This window comes from Serratia proteamaculans (assembly GCF_008830365.1).
Classification (GTDB): Bacteria; Pseudomonadota; Gammaproteobacteria; order Enterobacterales; family Enterobacteriaceae; genus Serratia; species Serratia proteamaculans.
Window position 1 is genome coordinate 541,925 of sequence record NZ_WBKI01000002.1, and the last position, 20,283, is coordinate 562,207.

At 53.8% G+C, this 20,283-nt stretch carries 12 protein-coding genes, 6 tRNA genes and 1 pseudogene; 12 read left to right on the forward strand and 7 right to left on the reverse strand.

The window, feature by feature from the left end; translation table 11 throughout:
* Window positions 1-32: 32 nt before the first annotated feature.
* The 6 genes and pseudogenes from F8R23_RS11580 to nagE form a co-directional block, all read right to left on the reverse strand.
* The gene (locus F8R23_RS11580) at window positions 33-1,178 is read right to left on the reverse strand and encodes an MFS transporter (RefSeq protein WP_129938573.1); all 1,146 of its coding nucleotides are present in this window, start codon (window positions 1,176-1,178) and stop codon (window positions 33-35) included.
* A gap of 76 nt (window positions 1,179-1,254) precedes the next feature.
* Window positions 1,255-3,912 (reverse strand): annotated as a pseudogene (locus F8R23_RS11585) (beta-N-acetylhexosaminidase).
* A gap of 14 nt (window positions 3,913-3,926) precedes the next feature.
* Window positions 3,927-4,253 carry a ChiQ/YbfN family lipoprotein gene (chiQ, locus tag F8R23_RS11590; RefSeq protein ID WP_112350047.1) on the reverse strand — a complete coding sequence of 109 codons (327 nt, stop codon included), beginning with the start codon at window positions 4,251-4,253 and terminating at the stop codon, window positions 3,927-3,929.
* Window positions 4,254-4,301: 48 nt separating this feature from the next.
* Complete coding sequence (gene chiP / locus F8R23_RS11595) at window positions 4,302-5,705, reverse strand: chitoporin ChiP (protein WP_112350046.1); 1,404 nt, start codon at window positions 5,703-5,705, stop codon at window positions 4,302-4,304.
* A 580-nt stretch (window positions 5,706-6,285) separates the two neighbouring features.
* A complete protein-coding gene (gene glnS / locus F8R23_RS11600; RefSeq protein WP_129935796.1) occupies window positions 6,286-7,950 on the reverse strand; it encodes a glutamine--tRNA ligase in 1,665 nt (554 codons plus the stop codon).
* A 241-nt stretch (window positions 7,951-8,191) separates the two neighbouring features.
* Entirely contained in the window at window positions 8,192-10,138 is a 1,947-nt protein-coding gene (nagE, locus tag F8R23_RS11605; RefSeq protein ID WP_129938576.1) for a PTS N-acetyl glucosamine transporter subunit IIABC, read from the reverse strand.
* A 334-nt stretch (window positions 10,139-10,472) separates the two neighbouring features.
* On the opposite strand from nagE, the gene nagB reads away from it, so the two are divergent.
* The 12 genes from nagB to F8R23_RS11665 all read left to right on the forward strand — a co-directional run bounded on the left by nagB (window position 10,473) and on the right by F8R23_RS11665 (window position 18,910).
* Window positions 10,473-11,273: a glucosamine-6-phosphate deaminase gene (gene nagB / locus F8R23_RS11610; protein WP_012005664.1), complete on the forward strand. Its 801-nt coding sequence runs from the start codon at window positions 10,473-10,475 to the stop codon at window positions 11,271-11,273.
* An 18-nt stretch (window positions 11,274-11,291) separates the two neighbouring features.
* Window positions 11,292-12,431 carry an N-acetylglucosamine-6-phosphate deacetylase gene (gene nagA / locus F8R23_RS11615; protein WP_085115593.1) on the forward strand — a complete coding sequence of 380 codons (1,140 nt, stop codon included), beginning with the start codon at window positions 11,292-11,294 and terminating at the stop codon, window positions 12,429-12,431.
* 27 nt (window positions 12,432-12,458) lie between these two features.
* Window positions 12,459-13,679, forward strand: a complete 1,221-nt coding sequence (nagC, locus tag F8R23_RS11620) for a DNA-binding transcriptional regulator NagC (RefSeq protein ID WP_085115592.1) — start codon at window positions 12,459-12,461, stop codon at window positions 13,677-13,679.
* A 67-nt stretch (window positions 13,680-13,746) separates the two neighbouring features.
* Window positions 13,747-14,499 carry an HAD-IIA family hydrolase gene (locus F8R23_RS11625; protein WP_151415650.1) on the forward strand — a complete coding sequence of 251 codons (753 nt, stop codon included), beginning with the start codon at window positions 13,747-13,749 and terminating at the stop codon, window positions 14,497-14,499.
* 178 nt (window positions 14,500-14,677) lie between these two features.
* On the forward strand, window positions 14,678-16,132 hold the full coding sequence (gene chiC, locus F8R23_RS11630) for a chitinase ChiC (RefSeq protein ID WP_129935800.1): 1,455 nt from the start codon (window positions 14,678-14,680) through the stop codon (window positions 16,130-16,132).
* Window positions 16,133-16,421: 289 nt separating this feature from the next.
* On the forward strand, window positions 16,422-18,086 hold the full coding sequence (gene asnB, locus F8R23_RS11635; RefSeq protein WP_099065033.1) for an asparagine synthase B: 1,665 nt from the start codon (window positions 16,422-16,424) through the stop codon (window positions 18,084-18,086).
* A gap of 220 nt (window positions 18,087-18,306) precedes the next feature.
* Window positions 18,307-18,383 (forward strand) — tRNA-Met (locus F8R23_RS11640).
* 8 nt (window positions 18,384-18,391) lie between these two features.
* A tRNA-Leu gene (locus tag F8R23_RS11645) sits at window positions 18,392-18,476 on the forward strand.
* A gap of 29 nt (window positions 18,477-18,505) precedes the next feature.
* Window positions 18,506-18,580 (forward strand) — tRNA-Gln (locus F8R23_RS11650).
* 47 nt (window positions 18,581-18,627) lie between these two features.
* Window positions 18,628-18,702: transfer RNA gene (locus tag F8R23_RS11655), tRNA-Gln, on the forward strand.
* Between the two features lie 37 nt (window positions 18,703-18,739).
* Window positions 18,740-18,816: transfer RNA gene (locus tag F8R23_RS11660), tRNA-Met, on the forward strand.
* Window positions 18,817-18,835: 19 nt separating this feature from the next.
* Window positions 18,836-18,910: transfer RNA gene (locus tag F8R23_RS11665), tRNA-Gln, on the forward strand.
* Between the two features lie 103 nt (window positions 18,911-19,013).
* Here F8R23_RS11665 and ubiF read toward each other — a convergent pair.
* A complete protein-coding gene (gene ubiF / locus F8R23_RS11670) occupies window positions 19,014-20,195 on the reverse strand; it encodes a 3-demethoxyubiquinol 3-hydroxylase (RefSeq protein ID WP_151415651.1) in 1,182 nt (393 codons plus the stop codon).
* Window positions 20,196-20,283: the final 88 nt, after the last annotated feature.

Genomic DNA, 20,283 nt, shown 5'->3' on the forward strand with positions numbered 1-20,283 from the left:
TGTTTAAAATAAACGACTCACTCAGAAACCACCTAAACTTCCCGGGTCTTAAAACCGACAGGTAAAGCAATACAAAGCAGTAATATGGCTAACAGATAAACGGAGGAATGTGGCCCGTACTCGGTCAGGATCCCTTGTAATATTCCGGCCAGGATCACGCCGGTGGAAATGCTGTTGGTGAACAACGTGGTGGCCATGCCCGCCCGTTCCGGCATCAAATCCTGGAAATACAGCATGCCGACGGTGGCAATAATGCCGATAAAAATGGCGTTAAACAGTTGTAGGGCCAGCAACCCGTTGGATGAGGTAAACCACAGCATCCCGGCATAAAACAGTATGCCGGCCACCATGGCCCCCGCCATCAGCAGGCGCTTGCCCACTCGGTTTACGTAACGTCCCACCAGGATCATGATGGGGATTTCGATTGCGGCGGCGATGCCCATCATCCAGCCGGTCAGACTTTGCGGCAAACCCAGCTCGGCCGTGATATACAGCGGCACATCAATCAGATACATCGCGCTGCAGGTCCACATCAACACCGAGGCGAAAAACAGCAGGCTAACGTCTTTATCGAAGACCGTTTTTTGCTGTATGGCGACTTCATCGCCCACCGCGGGGCGAGCGACCTCGGGTAATATCCACCAGGCCAGCAGTGTGACCAGCAGAAATATGCCGGCAGCAAAAATAAACATCGCCGTGAAGCCATAATTCACCACCAGCATAAAAGCCAACGGCGGACCAAATACCCAGGCCAAAGAAAGCTGGGCGCGCATGATGGCGCTGAACATAGCGACGTTTTGCGATGACCGCTCCCCGTACTCTCGCGCCAGAGCGAATAATTGCGGTATCGCCGTATTGGCAATGGCGGTTAACAGCACGCCTGCCGTAATTAACGTCAGGTAATTGCGATTAAAAGCAAATAACAGACAGTTTCCCGCCGCCAATAAATAACAGATAAAAATCAAATGACGCCGGTCACGCTGGCGATCTGATTTTTTCGCCAGTAAAAAACTGACAATAATGCCGACCCCGGCGTTAACCGCATAAAAAAAACCGACCCATAATGACGACACCCGCACCTCGGTGGTGAGGAACAGGCTTAGGGTCGGTATTTGCAGTGCCCCGGCAATCCCGGAAAAAAAAGCAACGACCATAAAGGTCAGCCGTATCGAATTCATCTCTGATTACCGTCGGTCACTGCTGTTAACCATCAATAACGGCCCGCCTGCGAACAGACGGGCCGTGGCTCAGGGATTACACTTTCTCGGCGCGGCTATAGCGTTTGCCGTCCGGGCTGACCGCACGGATCAGCACCTCACCGGTGACGCCAGGCTTGGCTTTGCCATCGTAACGCTGCCATTGCTTGCCACCGTCGGTGGAATACTCAATGCCCAGACCCGGCAACGAGATATTGGCCTCCAGTTTGCCCCCCATCACGCAGGCACCAGGCACTGGCAACCGATAACTCACGCCGCCCTTGTCCAGTTTCGCCAACTCTCGCTGGCCGAGGATATTGGCAAAACGCAGCTAGTCCCGATCCAGTTTTTGGCTGTCGATAAAGTGGGTTTCACCACCTTTATATTCCCGACCCGCCTTATAATCCTGCTCCCAATCCGCCCGGTGCCATGCGCGCTCAGCCACCGACAAGGAACGCGGGAAGATCATGTACTCCATTTGATCGTCGGTGCGCTGAGTTTCACTCCACATCTGGGCGGAGATACCGTAAGCACCCGGCCACGGCTTGTCGCTCTTGGCGGTAAAGTGATTGCCATCGCGATCAACCGAGGTTTCGGCGTTCTGCGGCAGGTTGTTCGGGGCAAAGCTGAACATCTTCTGTTCGTCGCTGAATCGAGTGCCCCAGTAGTAACCGCGCTCGTCCGGGTTCACCTCATACGGGAAGTCCATGTAAACGTAATCCGGGTTGGAAAGGATCACTTCGTAACCTTTATTCGCCCAGTCGTTGGCGCTATCAAAACCGCCCCAATACAGCGTATCCCAGAAGTTAACCCCAACCCGTTGAGTGGCGAAGGCCTTGGCGTTTTTCGCGTCTTTCAGGCCGTCCTGCCAGGCCTGCATTCTGTCGATGCCATGCGCTTTCACCAGTTGACTGACTTCCACACCAAAGTAGCTTGGCAGATGTTCCATATCGGCGACTTTGCCGTCTTTGATCATCTTTTGGCAGACCTGGGATTTCGCCCAAGGCTTATCTTCTTTGCTCTGATCGATGATGCCTTTGCCTGCTTCTGGCTTGGTAAGGTCGGTATAGCCGGCCCCCAGGCGAATGTTTTTCGCTTCGTCGCCACCAAAGTGCCAGGTGCGCAGCGGCTGCCCGGCTTCTTTATGCATCTGGGCAATTTCGCCGATCACCTTGTCAACAAAGCGCTTGGACGAATCCAGGCATGGGTTAAGGTAACTTTGACGGTTAAAATACTGCACCGAGGTGGTATTGGAAGTATCGGTCGGATCCACCAGGCGGAACTCATTGGCCTGCTGCTCTTTACCGGCGGCATGCAGCTTTTTATAGCGCGCCTCCATCGAGACCACGGCGGCACGAGCATGTGCCGGCATATCGATTTCCGGGATCACTTCAATCTGGCGCGCCTGAGCGTATTTAATGATCTCGATGTAATCCTGCCGCGAGAAGAACCCGCCATACACTTCTGGCCCCTGTCCGTACTGTGGCAACAGGCAGGTAGTTTCGCTCAGGTCATGACAACGCCGGCCCCCGACTTCAGTCAGTTCAGGCAAGCCTGGGATGGCAATACGCCAGCCTTCGTCGTCGCTAAGATGGAAGTGGAATTTATTAAGCTTATAAGCCGCCATCTGATCGAGTAAACGCAGTACCGCATCTTTATGATGGAAGTTACGTGCTACATCGAGGAAGATGCCGCGGTACTGGAAGCGTGGTGCATCCCTGGCCTCCAGAGTGGCGATTTTAGCGCTGCCGTCGGTCGGAACCAGCGACAGAATAGACTGCAGGCCATAGAACACCCCGGCCTGATCGAAGCCGATAACTCGCGCTTCCTTACTGCCAATTTTCAGCTCATAGGCTCCCGGCACGGCCAGTTCACCTTTAAATTTACCCGGCTGAATATCGGTTTTGATCGGGTAGCCCGCCGCGTTATGGGTTATGCCCAACAGTGCAAAACGTTGAATGGCGGCGTCCGCTGCCGGTTTGGCCAGCGCACTCAACTCCAGCGCCACGCCGTTGCTCAGACTCGCATCTTGTGGATGCACTTTCACTTGCAACGGCGTCGGCACGATCTGGCCGCGCAGTGAAGCTGCAGGCAAGGTTTTCAACTCGGCATTTTTGGTAAAGCGGGAGGCCGGAGTCATCAGGATATTGTTGTCATCCTTGATGCGCTTCCATTGGTCACCACTAAAGGGGGTCACAAACTGGCTGAGATCTTCGGTATCGGTATTGACCAGAATTTTTGGCTTGGCATCGCCCGAGGTGGCGTACCAACGTGGTACGAAGTCGGTTTTAAACAGTTGCCAATATTCGGCAATGATCGGGATTTCAACCGTTTTACCGGCCGGGAAGCCGGTAAATTTATCGGTAGGCTCCAGTTTGTACAAGTCACCGGTCAAATGAGCTATTTTGAACCGATCGTTATCCACCCGCATGGTCTGACGGGCGCTGTGGAAATAAATCGCCCAGTCGTGACCTTTGATCTCCTGATGATCGTTGGTCAGGCTGATCAACACCTTGTTGCAGGCCGCCCAGTCGGCTCCCAGTTTACCGCAATCCAGGCCGCTGTCGGCAGCCCGGTTATCGACCATTTTCAAATTCAATTTTAACTGGCTCAGTTGATCCACCAGCGGCTGATTGGCCAGCGCATTCCCCGCGCTGCCAAATAATCCAACGGTTGCCGTTAATGCGGCAAGCGTACTCAATTTGAATTTGTTCATTTTTAACATCATCCTTAATTATTGTTATCGTGGATCTCTTGCCAAATTTTGCCGCACTTGGCGTCATAAGCCTGGCCGTTACCACTGTGAACTGCCTGAATACAGTTCTGATAATCCATCACCCGCACCGTTTCTTTCTCGGCGAACTGTTGGTGCTGCTTTTCTTGTTTCAGCACGTTCAATACCGCCTGGCACGACTGCAATTTTTCCGGTGAGCCTTCTGCGGTATTAATGCAGGCGCTGTAGGCCTGTTTCAGTTTGGCATCTTCCGGCGGCGCGGCGGGTTGCACACAGGCACTCAGCGTGACTACCGCGGCTAACATCAGCATGATTTTTTTCATCAATATTTTCCCTTTAAGTATCCCCGGCGCTGCCGCCGGGGAGGCGCATCAGAAGATGGTAAATGGCGCGATAACCATAAACTTGACGTCTTTCTCGTCCTGGAAGATGTTGCCATAACCACCGCCCCAGCTTGGGATATTGGTGTGGTTGTCATACTGGGTGTAGTGCAGTTTCAGCAAGGTGCCTTTGGCACGGCCTTCCTGAATGGTGTACAACGCGTCCAGGCTCCAGGCACTCTCTTTCAGGCGCTGGCTCTGGTCATACATCGGGTTGGTGCTCGGCTTGGCATCCCAGGCGTAAACGTAAGAACCGCCAACCGCCATACCCGGCAGGTTCCAGTTGCTCAGGTCATACATCACCCCGGCGTAAACCGCTTTTTCGCCGTTGGCGTTGAAGTCGGAGCGGTTGTCCCACCAGACGTCGAGGCGACCGTTGGAAGAGGCGTAGGTTGGGGTCATACGTTGCAGGAAGTAGCCCTGGTTGCCTTCAGCCTTGACCATGGTGCCTTCCAGACGCCAGTTGAACTGGCCGGTGGTGTAACCAAATGTCAACGCCTGCAGCCAGGCCAGGCCGTCGTAAATGCTGTTGGGATCGTTCTTGTCGCTGATACGGTCTTCAGTACCGTAGAATTGATAGCTGGTGGTCAGCGGGTTGCCCACCAGATCGAATTTGTAAGACGCCTTGGTGAAGTATTGATTCACATAGCCCTGGGCCTGGCCGAAAGCAGCTTCCAGTACCAAATCATTTTTGAAGTCATACTTGGCACCCAGAGAGTGAAGATAGGAGACGCCGGTTTTTTTGTCGTTCTGGCGGAAGTCGTCCATCTCGATATGCCATGGTGCTTTGTACTTATTGGTCCACATGTAGGAGAAGCTCAACTCACCGGCATCACCGTAGTCAAACTTGGCTCCAGCCTCTGCCCCTTGATAGGTACCGGGCATAAAGCTCCAGTGTGGTGCCAGCAGGGTTTGTCCGCTTGGCTGGATATAACCGCCGCGCGCCCAAACAGGGCCATACTTGAATTTACCGGCGGCTTTATACAGGCTGATTCCGCCTTTATCGCCGGAATAGTCTTCATCATAGGTACGGTTTTTGGAAGAGAACGCAATTTCATTCGGGTGGCCGCTGGCGCTGGACTCGGCCAGCTCAATGGCGGTAAAAGCTCCGACGTCCACACCAAACATGTCCCAGGCATAGCCCGAAGCAAAATCCAGGCTCAGGTTGGCGGTCGAGTGCGACAGGTTGGTAGTGTATTCATTGTAATCGTCACTGGTCGGATTGAGATCTTTACGGTCACGCTCACGCTGCCAGTAATACACACCGCCGGTCATCGTGGAATCATCGATAAATCCTGCGGCTTTCGCCTCAGGGGCCATGGCAAACCCTGTTCCCAACAGCGCACCCGCGACTGCGAGCGCCAGCGTTTTACGCTGAGCACCGTGCGTACCCATAATGAAATTCCTCTTTGACTTAACTTTAAAAGTTGCAGCCGCCCGTGTTCACCACTGCCCTGCACGACCGCTAATAAAAAACCCAATCGGGTAAAAAATATTGCTGCCGGGCTCAAACCCCACAGCACTTATTGCTACAGACAGACTATTTTTCGCGACGCGAATTATCAAATGAATTATGAGAGAGATTTGTCAAAGTATGACAAAGAGCACATATCGATGAGATTATGTTACGTGGCTATGCAAAGAGGCTGTCGAATAAAAAATTCAATTAAATCAGAATAATTATTGATATCAGGTCAATAAGAGACGATTAATGGTTTCAGCTCAATCAAAAAAGTCAGTCAGAAGAAAAAACATGAGAGCGCTCTCTAAATGACATTAATTCGCATCGCGAATATATGAATTAATGTTATATGACTGCTGATTTTTATCAAGAAATTGCTGGTACAACCGCCTGATTAAAATTTAAAAATAGATTGAGGAATTAAAAACTTTTACGGAGGAGAAAACGGGGCTGGCAGGCATAAAAAAAGCGCAACCGACGTTGCGCTTTATAGTGTTAGCTGTTGATCAGCACTCAGGCACCAATTTTAGCCCAGGTATCACGCAGGCCCACGGTGCGGTTAAACACCAGGTGCTCAGCGGAAGAGTCACGGCTGTCAGCGCAGAAATAGCCTTCACGTTCGAACTGGTAGGCTTTTTCCGGCTGTGCAACTGCCAGGCTTGGCTCCACAAAGCCGTGCTTGATCACCAGCGATTCCGGGTTGATGGTGGTGAGGAAATCCTCTGCCGCCGCCGGGTTTGGTACGCTGAACAGGCGATCGTACAGGCGGATTTCAGCCGGTAACGCGTGCTCGACAGACACCCAGTGGATCACGCCTTTCACCTTGCGGCCATCGGCAGGATCCTTGCTCAACGTTTCTGGATCGTAGCTGCAGAAGATAGTGGTAATTTCACCTTCAGCGTCTTTCTCAATGCGTTCCGCCTTGATCACGTAAGCATTGCGCAGGCGAACTTCTTTGCCCAGAACCAGACGCTTGTACTGCTTGTTGGCTTCTTCACGGAAGTCGGCGCGATCGATATAAATCTCACGGCTGAACGGCACTTCGCGGTTGCCCATTTCCGGCTTGTTCGGGTGGTTAGGCATGGTCACCATTTCCACGCCGCCGGTCAGGTTTTCGATGATCACCTTCACCGGATCCAGCACGGCCATCGCACGCGGTGCGTTCTCATTCAGATCCTCACGAATACAGGCCTCAAGCGCCATCATTTCGACGTTGTTGTCCTGCTTGGTCACGCCGATACGCTGGCAGAACTCGCGGATGGATGCTGCGGTATAGCCACGGCGGCGCAGACCGGAGACGGTCGGCATACGCGGGTCATCCCAGCCTTCAACGATGTTCTCGGTCACCAACTGGTTCAGCTTGCGCTTCGACATGATGGCGTACTCGAGATTCAGGCGCGAGAACTCGTACTGACGCGGATGACAAGGGATGGTGATGTTATCCAGCACCCAGTCATACAGACGGCGGTTGTCCTGGAACTCCAGCGTACACAGCGAATGGGTGATCCCTTCCAGCGCATCGGAAATGCAGTGGGTGAAATCGTACATCGGGTAGATGCACCACTTGTTGCCGGTCTGGTGGTGTTCAGCAAATTTGATGCGGTACAGCACCGGATCGCGCATCACAATAAAGGATGAAGCCATGTCAATTTTGGCACGCAGGCAAGCGGTACCTTCGGCGAATTCGCCGTTGCGCATTTTCTCAAACAGCGCCAGGTTCTCTTCCACGCTACGACCACGGTACGGGCTGTCTTTACCCGGAGCCGTCAGGCTGCCGCGATATTCACGGATTTGCTCAGGCGACAGTTCGTCGACGTAGGCCAAGCCTTTGTTGATCAGCTCCACCGCATAGTTGTGCAGTTGATCGAAGTAATCTGAGGAGTAACGGACGTTGCCGCTCCACTCAAAGCCCAGCCACTCCACGTCGTGTTTGATCGACTCAACGAACTCGATGTCTTCTTTCACCGGGTTGGTGTCATCAAAACGCAGGTTACATTGGCCCTGGTAATCGCGAGCGATGCCGAAATTCAGACAGATGGATTTAGCATGGCCGATATGCAGATAGCCATTTGGCTCCGGCGGGAAACGGGTATGGACTGACGTGTGTTTCCCGGACGCCAGATCTTCATCGACGATCTGACGGATAAAATTGGTTGGGCGGGCTTCAGCCTCACTCATTTCATTATTCCTCAATGCAAAGCGCTACACATAACCGCCTATGATCCAACAAGCCACGCCCGGAAACAACCGTTTGTTTCACGAAAAATGCGCAACGTTGCACCGCGAGAGATTGCAGCACCACGAGGGGGCAGGCTTTGCCCATAAAAAAGCGGGAAGAGATTACTCTCTTCCCGCCAAAGGTAGGGTGCGTTCCGTCATGACTCGTTAAACACCCCGGGTACTACTCAGGTAAAACAGTTTATTTTTGGATCTCAAACAGTTTAGTCTGGCCGGCAACCACAGAACCGGTGGCCAGCGCCGTCAGACCGGCGTAATCGTCAGAGTTACTGACCACTACCGGGCTGATCATCGAGCGGGCATTGGCGTTCAGGAATTCCAGATCCAGTTCAAGGATCGGCTGGCCGGCTTTCACCTCAGCCCCCTCTTCAACCAGACGCTTGAAGCCCTGACCGTTCAACGCAACGGTGTCGATCCCCATGTGCACCACAATTTCCGCGCCCTTATCGGTTTCCAGACAGAAAGCGTGATTGGTGTTGAAGATTTTCACGATGGTGCCGTCTGCCGGTGCTACTACGGTTTTGTCGGTCGGGCGAATCGCCAGGCCGTCGCCTACCGCTTTGCTGGCAAAGGCTTCGTCAGGCACCTGATCCAGGGCCACGACTTCACCGGTCACCGGGGCCACCAGCGACTCGAAGGCGACCTTCGGCGCATTAGGCACTGCCTGCGATTTAACTGCAGTCACACCTGGAGCCGGTGCCACTTCTGCCGCAGCCACCGGGCCGGTAGCAATCACCGCACGCATGCCGTCAGCAATGGCTTCGGCTTTAGAACCCACGATAACCTGAACGGTTTGCTTGTTCAGTTTCACCACGCCTGATGCACCCAGGCGTTTACAGCTGGCATCCAGCACTTTAGAAGAGTCTTTAACGGTCAGGCGTAAACGGGTGATACAGGCATCAATGCCGGTCAGGTTGTCAGAACCGCCGATGGCACCAATATAGCTGCGAGACAGTGCGCGCAGGCCTTCATCGGTATTGCTGTTGGCTTCAGGCGCGACGACATCGTCGGACGCATCTTCACGCCCCGGCGTTTTCAGGTTGAAGGCGCGGATAATGACCGAGAACAGCACGAAGTACACCGCAAAGGCGACCAGGCCCATCAGGACCAGCATCCAGACATTCTTGCTGGCGGCCGGCAAGTTGTACATCAACACATAGTCGATGGCACCCGCAGAGAAGGAGAACCCGGCGTGAATGCCCAGCAAGGTGGCTACAAACAGGCTGATACCAGTCAAAATGGCATGGACCAGATACAGCAGCGGAGCCAGGAACATGAACAGGAATTCAAGCGGCTCGGTCACACCGGTCAGGAAAGCCGTCAGCGCAACGGACAGCAGCATACCGCCAACCATTGGGCGACGTTCTTTCGGCGCAGCGAAATACATGGCCAGTGCCGCACCCGGCAAACCAAACATCATGATCGGGAAGAAGCCGGACATGAACATCCCGGCAGTGCCGTCACCCGCGTAGAAGCGGTTGATGTCGCCGTGGAAGATGGTACCGGCTGCGTTGGTGAACTCACCAATCTGGAACCAGGCAATGGTGTTCAGCACCTGATGCAAACCGGTTGGGATCAGCAGACGGTTAACGAAACCGAAAATACCGGAACCGATAGCGCCCATGGACACAATCCATTCACCGCCTGCATGAATAGCATTCTGCACCGGTGGCCAGATATAACCAAAGATGGCAGCAAGGATTAAACAGAAAAAGCCGGTAGCGATTGGGACGAAACGCTTGCCGCCGAAGAAGGAGAGGAACTCGGGCAGTTTGATGCCGGACCAGCGGTTATAGACTGCACCGCCCACCAGGCCGGTAATGATCCCCGCCAGCACACCCATATTGATCGCCGGGTTAATGGTGACCATTGCTTTGGTCAGAATGAAGTAACCAACCGCGCCTGCCAATGCGGCCGAACCGGCATTGTCTTTCGACCAGGTTGCCGCCACACCGATAGCAAAGATTAACGCCAGGTTATCGAAGATTGATCCACCGGCCTGTGCGATAAACGAAATATTGAGTAAGTCAGGCTGGCCGAAGCGTAGCAAAAGCGCCGCGACGGGCAGTACTGCGATTGGCAGTTGCAACGACCTGCCCAATCTTTGGAAAAAGCCGAGTATGTTCACCTTAGTATTCCCCCTAATGCCCTTTTATGGGCTTTATCATATTTTACGCAAGCGCCATCACACACTGCGATTAACTCTGGACGAACGACAACACGTGGAGTGTAAAAAAATTATTTCGTATCGCAAATTAAAACCTCCTTTTTTGTGATTTATATCACCAAAAAGCAGTCTTAAGCTGCCACATTGCTAGCCATCACACAAAACTTATTTTATCATTAAAAAAATCATCGGACCTGACGCATCACGTGAGAATCATAAAGCTGGGTTAGGCTTAAGGCTCTCGTTCAGGTTCGAACCAGTATAGCTTTAGTTTACTTACCCCAAGAGGTGTTAGATGAGACTTATCCCACTGAAAGATACTGCACAAGTCGGCAAATGGGCCGCCCGCCATATCGTCCAGCGCATCAACGCATTCAAGCCTACTGCGGAGCGTCCGTTTGTTCTCGGCCTGCCAACCGGCGGTACTCCACTGGAAGCCTACAAACATCTGATTGCGATGCACAAAGCAGGTGAAGTAAGCTTTAAGCATGTGGTGACTTTCAACATGGATGAATACGTTGGCCTGCCGCAGGAACACCCGGAAAGCTATCATACCTTCATGTACCGTAATTTCTTTGATCACGTTGATATCCCAAGTGAAAATATCAACCTGCTGAATGGTAATGCGCCGGATGTTGACGCCGAGTGCCGCCAGTACGAAGCGAAAATCAAATCCTACGGCAAGATCAACCTGTTTATGGGTGGCGTTGGCATCGACGGTCATATCGCGTTTAACGAACCGGCTTCATCTTTGGCCTCTCGGACTCGCATCAAAACCCTGACTGAAGATACCCGTATCGCCAACTCCCGCTTCTTTGGCGGTGATGTCAGCCTGGTACCCAAGTTTGCCCTGACCGTCGGTGTAGGTACGCTGCTCGACGCAGAGGAAGTGATGATTCTGGTGACCGGCCACGCCAAGGCACAGGCGCTGGAAGCCGCAGTGGAAGGCAACATCAACCACATGTGGACCATCAGTTGCCTGCAGTTGCATGCCAAGGCCGTTGTGGTATGCGATGAGCCATCCACCATGGAACTGAAAGTCAAAACCGTTAAATATTTCCGCGAGTTAGAAGCGGAAAGCGTTAAGAGTCTTTAATTCTTGCAGGGGGCTACGATGTTCGCTTTAACCCACGGCCGTATTTATACCGGCCACGACGTACTTGACGACCACGCAGTTGTTATCGCTGATGGGCTGATTGAACGAGTCTGCCCGCTGGCTGAACTGCCGGCCGGCATTGAAACGCGCGATCTGGGTGGCGCTATCCTGGCCCCCGGATTGATCGACGTGCAGCTTAACGGCTGTGGCGGCGTGCAATTTAACGATTCGCTGGAAGCCATTTCGGAACAGACGCTGGAGATCATGCAGCGCGCCAACGAAAAATCCGGCTGTACCAGCTATCTGCCGACGCTGATCACCAGCAGCGACGAATTTATGAAGCACAGCATCGAAGTGATGCGCGCTTATCTGAAAAAACACCCAAATCAGGCGCTTGGCCTGCATCTGGAAGGGCCGTACCTCAGTCCGCTGAAGAAAGGCACCCATAACCCGGCGTTTATCCGCAAACCGACCAGCGAGATGATCGACTATCTGTGCGCCAATGCCGATGTGATCACCAAGGTCACGCTGGCACCGGAAATGGTAGAGCCCCACTTTATCAAGCAATTGACAGAGGCCGGCATTGTGGTGTCCGCAGGACACTCGAATGCGACTTACGATCAGGCCCGTATCGGTTTTGCCGCCGGTATCACCTTCGCCACTCACCTGTATAACGCCATGCCGTATATTACCGGGCGTGAACCGGGGCTGATGGGGGCGATTTTCGACACACCTGAGGTCTATACCGGCATTATCGCCGACGGCCATCACGTGGCCTGGGCGAGTATCCGTAACGCCAAGCGCATGAAAGGTGATAAATTGGTGCTGGTCACCGACGCCACCGCGCCGGCAGGTGCCGATATCGACCAATTTATTTTTGCCGGTAAAACAATATACTATCGTGATGGGCTGTGCGTGGACGAAAACGGCACCCTGAGCGGCTCAGCGCTGACCATGATTGACGCGTTAAAAAACAGCGTTGAGCACGTCGGTATTGCATTGGACGAAGCACTGCGCATGGCAACGCTGTATCCGGCGCGCGCTATCGGCGTGGACCACCGTTTAGGCACTATCGAAGCCGGTAAAGTGGCGAACCTGACCGCATTTACCCGTGATTTTAATATCACCAAGACGCTCGTTAACGGTAACGAGGTTTAATTTAATGAATAGCGAGTAAAATTATTGATGAGTACTGGCGGACAGGCACAGATAGGGAACGTTGACTTAGTCAAGCAACTCAACGGCGCGGCGGTTTACCGTCTGATCGACCAACAGGGTCCGATTTCGCGCATTCAAATAGCCGAACTGAGCCAGCTAGCGCCCGCCAGCGTCACTAAAATTACTCGCCAGCTGTTGGAGCGCGGGCTGATCAAAGAAGTCGATCAGCAAGCCTCTACCGGCGGCCGCCGCGCCATTTCCATTGTCTCCGAAACACGGAATTTCCACACCGTGGCCGTGCGCCTCGGTCGTCACGACGCCACCATCACCCTGTACGACATGAGCGGCAAATCGCTCGGTGAAGAACACTACCCGCTGCCGGAACGCACCCAGGAGACACTGGAAAACGCGTTGTTTATCGCTATTGCCCAATTTATCGAGAACTATCAGCGCAAGCTGCGTGAGTTGATCGCCATCTCGGTGATCCTGCCCGGTCTGGTTGACCCGGCGCTGGGCGTAGTGCGTTATATGCCCCATATCAGCGTCAACAACTGGGCGCTGGTAGACAACCTGCAGCAACGTTTTAACGTCACCAGCTTTGTCGGCCACGATATCCGCAGCCTGGCGCTGGCAGAGCATTATTTTGGCGCCACCCGCGACTGCGAAGATTCTATTCTGGTGCGTCTGCACCGCGGCACCGGTGCCGGCATTATCGTTAACGGCCAGATTTTCCTCGGCAACAACGGCAACGTCGGTGAAATCGGTCATATTCAGATCGATCCGCTAGGCGAGCGCTGCCACTGCGGCAACTTCGGCTGCCTGGAAACCGTCGCCGCCAACGCTGCGATTGAACACCGCGTGCGCCAGTTGCTCACCCAGGGCTACCCCAGCAAGCTGACCCTCGACGATTGCAGCATCGCTGCCATCTGCAAAGCCGCCAACCGCGGCGACCTGCTGGCCAGCGAAGTGATCGAACACGTTGGCCGCTACCTGGGCAAGGCCGTGGCTATCGCCATCAACCTGTTTAATCCGCAGAAAGTGGTGATCGCCGGTGAAATTACCGAGGCAGAAAAAGTGCTGCTGCCGGCAATCCAAAGCTGCATCAATACCCAGGTGTTGAAAGACTTCCGAAAAAACCTGCCGGTGGTCACCTCCGAACTCAATCATCGCTCGGCGATCGGCGCTTTCGCCCTGGCCAAGCGGGCGATGCTCAACGGCGTGCTATTACAGCGATTGCTGGAAAGCTGATCCGCCGCTTCAGGCAGGTGTGCTATCTTCGCGTTTTGCCTGCCGCAAATCATGAGAAACAGCAACAATGACAATCAAAAACATTATATGTGATATCGACGGCGTGCTGCTGCATGACAACACGCCGGTTCCCGGCGCCGATCTTTTCCTGGCACGCATTCAGGAACAGGGCATGCCGCTGGTGGTGCTGACCAACTATCCGTCGCAGACTGCGCAGGATCTGGCGAACCGCTTCTCCGCTGCCGGGCTCGAAGTGCCGGAAAGCGCGTTTTATACCTCTGCCATGGCCACCGCCGATTTCCTGCGCCGTCAGGAAGGTAAAAAAGCCTATGTGGTCGGCGAAGGCGCACTGATTCACGAGCTGTATAAAGCCGGTTTCACCATTACCGATATCAACCCGGACTTCGTGATTGTCGGCGAAACCCGCTCCTACAACTGGGACATGATGCACAAGGCCGCCTACTTCGTGAACAACGGCGCGCGCTTTATTGCCACCAACCCGGATACCCACGGCCATGGTTTTGTCCCGGCCTGTGGCGCGCTGTGTGCCCCGATCGAAAAGATCACCGGCCGCAAACCGTTTTACGTGGGCAAGCCAAGCCCATGGATCATCCGCGCTGCGCTGAACAAAATGCAAGGGCACTCAGAAGAAACGGTGATCGTCGGTGATAACCTGCGCACTGATATCCTGGCGGGCTTCCAGGCCGGTCTGGAGACCGTATTGGTACTGTCTGGTGTCTCAACGCTGAACGATGTAGAAACCATGCCGTTCCGCCCGAGCTATATCTTCCCTTCGGTTGCCGATATCAATATTTTCTAATGCCTGCGGTGGCCCTCACGGCCACCCGTTAATATCGCCAGGTTGAATTTAATTTATTATTGGTCGACAAAGGTTTCACCCCAGCCTCGTTAAAAACCCGCACTATATATTTACGCCCCGCCAATAATAAACCTTGGCGGTCAGTGGAAATAATCTTACCTACCCTAACGAGGTTACCATGAACACCAATAATATTATCAATGCACAAGCAGCAGATGACGCAGCCATCATGCCGGACATGACCAATAAAAAAATCATGATGGGTTTTTGGCACAACTGGGCCGCCGGTGCCAGTGACGGTTATCAGCAAGGGCAATTCGCCAATATGAACCTGACCGACATCCCTGCCGAATATAACGTGGTGGCCGTGGCGTTTATGAAAGGCGACGGTATTCCCACCTTCAAACCTTACAACCTGTCCGATACCGAGTTCCGCCGCCAGGTTGGCGTACTGAACAGTCAGGGCCGTGCTGTGCTGATCTCACTGGGTGGTGCAGACGCGCATATCGAATTGAAAACCGGCGACGAAGACAAACTGGCTAATGAGATTATCCGCCTGGTGGAAACCTACGGTTTCGACGGGTTGGATATCGATCTGGAACAGGCGGCCATCGGCGCAGCCAATAATAAAACCGTTTTGCCAGCCGCACTGAAAAAAGTAAAAGCGCATTATGCCGCCGAAGGTAAAAACTTTATTGTCAGCATGGCACCAGAATTCCCTTATTTACGCACCAACGGCACTTACCTGGATTATATTACCGCGCTAGAAGGCTATTACGATTTTATCGCACCGCAATATTATAACCAGGGCGGTGACGGCATCTGGGTTGATGAAGCCAATGGCGGTAAAGGCGCCTGGATCACCCAGAATAACGACGCCATGAAAGAAGACTTCCTGTATTACCTGACCGAAAGCCTGGTCACCGGCACTCGTGGTTATACCAAAATCCCGTCGGCCAAATTTGTTATTGGTCTGCCAACCAACAATGACGCTGCCGCCACCGGTTATGTGGTCGATAAAATGGCGGTCTATAACGCCTTTGCTCGTCTCGACGCCAAGGGTCTGTCGATCAAAGGCCTGATGACCTGGTCAGTTAACTGGGACAACGGCAAAAGCAAAGCTGGCGTAGCTTATAACTGGGAGTTCAAAACGCATTACGCCGCGCTGATCCAGGGAGGTGTAACACCACTGCCGGGAAAGCCTGATGCGCCGACGGCATTGAACGCCACCGCGATCGCCTCAACGTCGTTGACGTTAAACTGGGCGGCCGCCAGCAGCGTCAATCCGGTTAGCCAATATACGGTTTACCGTAACGGCAGCGCGATCGGCCAGACCGGCAGCCTGTCGCTACAAGACAGCGGCCTGACACCGGCGACTCAGTACAGTTATTTTGTCACGGCCACCGACAACCAGGGCAATACCTCGCTGCCGAGCAGTGCGCTGGCGGTGAAAACGGCTGACGGCGGTACACCACCCGATCCAAGCCCAAGCGAGTGGCAGAACAGCCACAGCTATAAAGCCGGTGATGTGGTGACCTATAAAGGCAAGAAATACACCTGCCTTCAGGCTCACACCTCTAATGTGGGCTGGATGCCAGATGCAGCCTTCACCCTGTGGCAGTTGACCGCCTGATAGTCTGCAATGAGTTGCCGGTAAAATTCTCCGGCAACTCATCTATTCGTCAAAAAATTACATATCCATCAATTTTAACCTCCATTAACTGAATATCCGCTAATATTTGACCTACCCCAAACAACTATTTTTCAGCGCAGCGCTAAAATGCTTGCATCCCCTGCTGCTTTTGACGCATTTTCATAAACACAACGCAGCAAAACCGCGCCATCACTGATGAACCGGCCACGCTGCCTATAACAGCAAAAACAACATCACAGTCTAAAAAAGTCGTTAGGAGAGTCGGTATATGTGTTCTATTTTCGGTGTGCTCGATCTGAAGTCTGATCCCGTTGAACTGCGTAAGAAAGCGCTGGAGCTGTCCCGCCTGATGCGCCACCGCGGCCCGGATTGGTCCGGTGTTTACGCCAGCGATAAAGCCATTCTGGTGCATGAGCGCCTGTCGATTGTCGACGTCAACAATGGTGCCCAACCGCTGTACAACGCTGCGCACACCCACGTCCTGGCGGTTAACGGTGAAATTTACAACCACCAGGCGCTGCGCCAGCAGCTGAGCGATCGCTATGAGTTCCAGACCGGTTCCGACTGTGAAGTGATCCTGGCGCTGTATCAGGAAAAAGGTACCGACTTCCTCGACGATCTGCAGGGCATGTTTGCCTTCGCTCTGTACGACTCAGAGAAAGACGCTTACCTGATTGGCCGCGACCATCTGGGTATTATCCCGCTGTACATGGGCCATGATGAATTCGGCAACCTGTATGTCGCTTCTGAAATGAAAGCGCTGGTGCCGGTTTGTCGCACCATTAAAGAATTCCCGGCTGGTAGCTACCTGTGGAGCCAGGACGGTGAGATCCGCGAATACTACCAGCGTGACTGGTTCGATTACGACGTGGTTAAAGACAACGTGACCGACGCCAACGCCCTGCGCAACGCGCTGGAAGACTCGGTAAAAAGCCACCTGATGTCCGACGTGCCTTACGGCGTGCTGCTGTCTGGCGGCCTGGACTCTTCGGTGATCTCCGCCATTACCAAAAAATACGCCGCACGCCGTGTGGAAGATCAGGAACGCAGCGAAGCCTGGTGGCCACAATTGCACTCCTTCGCCGTCGGTCTGGAAGGTTCACCGGATCTTCGTGCCGCTCAGGAAGTGGCTAACCACCTGGGCACCGTGCACCATGAAATTCATTTCACCGTGCAGGAAGGCCTGGACGCCATTCGCGACGTGATTTATCACATCGAAACCTATGACGTGACTACCATTCGCGCCTCTACCCCAATGTACCTGATGTCACGCAAGATCAAGGCGATGGGCATCAAGATGGTGTTGTCTGGTGAAGGGGCCGACGAAGTGTTCGGCGGTTACCTGTACTTCCATAAGGCACCCGATGCCCGTGAGTTCCACGACGAAACCGTGCGTAAACTGCTGGCGCTGCATATGTTTGACTGTGCGCGTGCCAACAAGGCGATGTCCGCCTGGGGTGTGGAAGCCCGCGTGCCGTTCCTGGATAAGAAATTCCTCGACGTGGCAATGCGTATCAACCCGAAAGACAAAATGTGCGGCAATGGAAAAATGGAAAAACATATCCTGCGTGAATGTTTTGAGTCCTACCTGCCAGCCAGCGTGGCCTGGCGCCAGAAAGAGCAGTTCTCTGACGGTGTTGGCTACAGCTGGATCGACACGCTGAAAGAAGTCGCTGCCAAGCAGATCAGCGATCAACAGCTCGAAACTGCACGTTTCCGTTTCCCGTACAACACGCCGAGCTCCAAAGAAGGCTACCTGTATCGCGAAATCTTCGAAGAGCTGTTCCCGCTGCCAAGCGCGGCTGAATGCGTGCCTGGTGGCCCGTCAGTGGCCTGCTCTTCAGCGAAAGCCATCGAATGGGATGAGTCATTCAAAAAGATGGACGATCCTTCTGGTCGTGCAGTCGGCGTTCACCAGTCCGCCTACAAATAAGCGTCCTGCGTTTTATTCCCTGGGCGGGCCTTCGGGCCCGCCTTTTTGTTGATGTTTTCAACCATTAATTGTCTGAATTGATGATTTTATCGCCATAATGTTCACAACCCAGACAAACAACACATCCGGTCGCTTTTTCGGGAAAAAACTTGTTGACGCAAAACGGCCATATACGCATAATGCGCCCCGCAACGCCGATGAAGGTTGCGCGAAAAAAGATGGCTACGTAGCTCAGCTGGTTAGAGCACATCACTCATAATGATGGGGTCACAGGTTCAAATCCCGTCGTAGCCACCATCTTTTTTGCGGGAGTGGCGAAATTGGTAGACGCACTAGATTTAGGTTCTAGCGCCGCAAGGTGTGCGAGTTCAAGTCTCGCCTCCCGCACCATTTCTTTTCATCGAGTTGCAGGCATCAGATGGGGTATCGCCAAGCGGTAAGGCACTGGTTTTTGATACCAGCATTCCCTGGTTCGAATCCAGGTACCCCAGCCATTTTTTAAATGGTTTGATGCAGTAAGAAGAAGTTGAAAATTTGTTGATGGGGTATCGCCAAGCGGTAAGGCACTGGTTTTTGATACCAGCATTCCCTGGTTCGAATCCAGGTACCCCAGCCATCAACACTATTGACTTTTAAAGTAAAATATCGAAAATGGCTACGTAGCTCAGCTGGTTAGAGCACATCACTCATAATGATGGGGTCACAGGTTCAAATCCCGTCGTAGCCACCATATTTTACTGTTTTACAATTGGGGTGTCGCCAAGCGGTAAGGCTCTGGTTTCTGATACCAGCATACCCAGGTTCGAATCCTGGCACCCCAGCCACATTTAGAAAAGCCCGCTTCGGCGGGCTTTTTGCTGTCTGGCGTTCAGGTAAAATACGGGTTGATGAAGGCGCCGTACCCGACGCCCTATCCCGAATCCGCTGCTACAACCCCAGTGCGTACTTCAACGCATGTTCCTTTAGCTTGCCCGCCCGTTGGGCCGCCATCAACGCAAGATTGCGTGCCACGCTTAACGGTGCCAAATTATTGCTAAAGGCAGTGTAAAACAGGTCCATGCCGCTTTGCATCAGCAGGTTATCGGTACGGCGACGACGCTGATAACGCATCAGCACCGCTTCACTGCTCCAGTCCTCGCCCCGTTCCCGCGCCTCACTCAAAACCGCCAGCAAGGCGTCCACATCGCGATATCCCAGGTTCACGCCCTGCCCGGCTAACGGATTAATGGTGTGCGCCGCGTCACCGAGCAACGCCAGCCCTGGTAACACATAGCGCTGTGCGTGGCGACGCGCCAGCGGGAAAGATCCGGCAGCGTGCATTTTCACCGCCCCCAGACGAGCAGGAAACGCCTCAGCGATTTCTCGCTCAAGCTGTGCCGGCGGCATCGCCTGTAACTGACGGATACGCTGCGGGCTGTCATACCACACCAGTGAAGCCCACTGATCGTACAGCGGCAGGAAAGCACGCGGTCCGGAAGGGAAGAACTGCTGCCAGGTCACATCCTGCTGCGGCGCACCGGTCTCGACGGTGATCAGCATGCAGGACTGGCGGTACTGCCAACCGCTGGTGCCGATGGCCGCCAGATTACGCACCTGCGAGTTGGCACCGTCAGCCCCAACCACCAGACGCGCCTGTAGCGTCTCAGAAGAGTCCAGTGTCACTTGCCAATGGTCATCGTTACGTTGCAGCGAACGCAGCCTGGCGGGGCAGTTGAGCGTCAGATTGTCGCACTGCTCGAGTTGCTGCCACAGCGCCAGTTGCAAAATGCGGTTTTCCACCATAAAACCCAGTTCCGGCAGGCCGAGCGAAGCGGCGTCAAACGCCACCCGTGCCGATGCCCACTCCCAGGTTTCCAACCGGCGATAGGGTGCGGTGCGCATCGCTTGCACCGCCGACCAGGCACCGAGCTGTTTGAGCAACCCGACCGAAGTGCAGCCAATCGCGGAAATACGCAAGTCCGGCGGGCTTTGCGCATCAAACGCCTGTGGTGCCTGATGTTCCAGTAAGGCCACCGACCAACCGGCCTGCGCCAGCCCCAACGCAGCGGCCGCGCCAACCATGCCACCGCCTACCACCACCGCGTCATACCGTTTTTGAGAAGTGTTCATATTGTTGGCTATTTTTTCTTGGTTAATTATCGCCATCCCCACCGGCATGGCGTTTGGCATCAGTGTAACGGATTTTTAATTTGGCTTC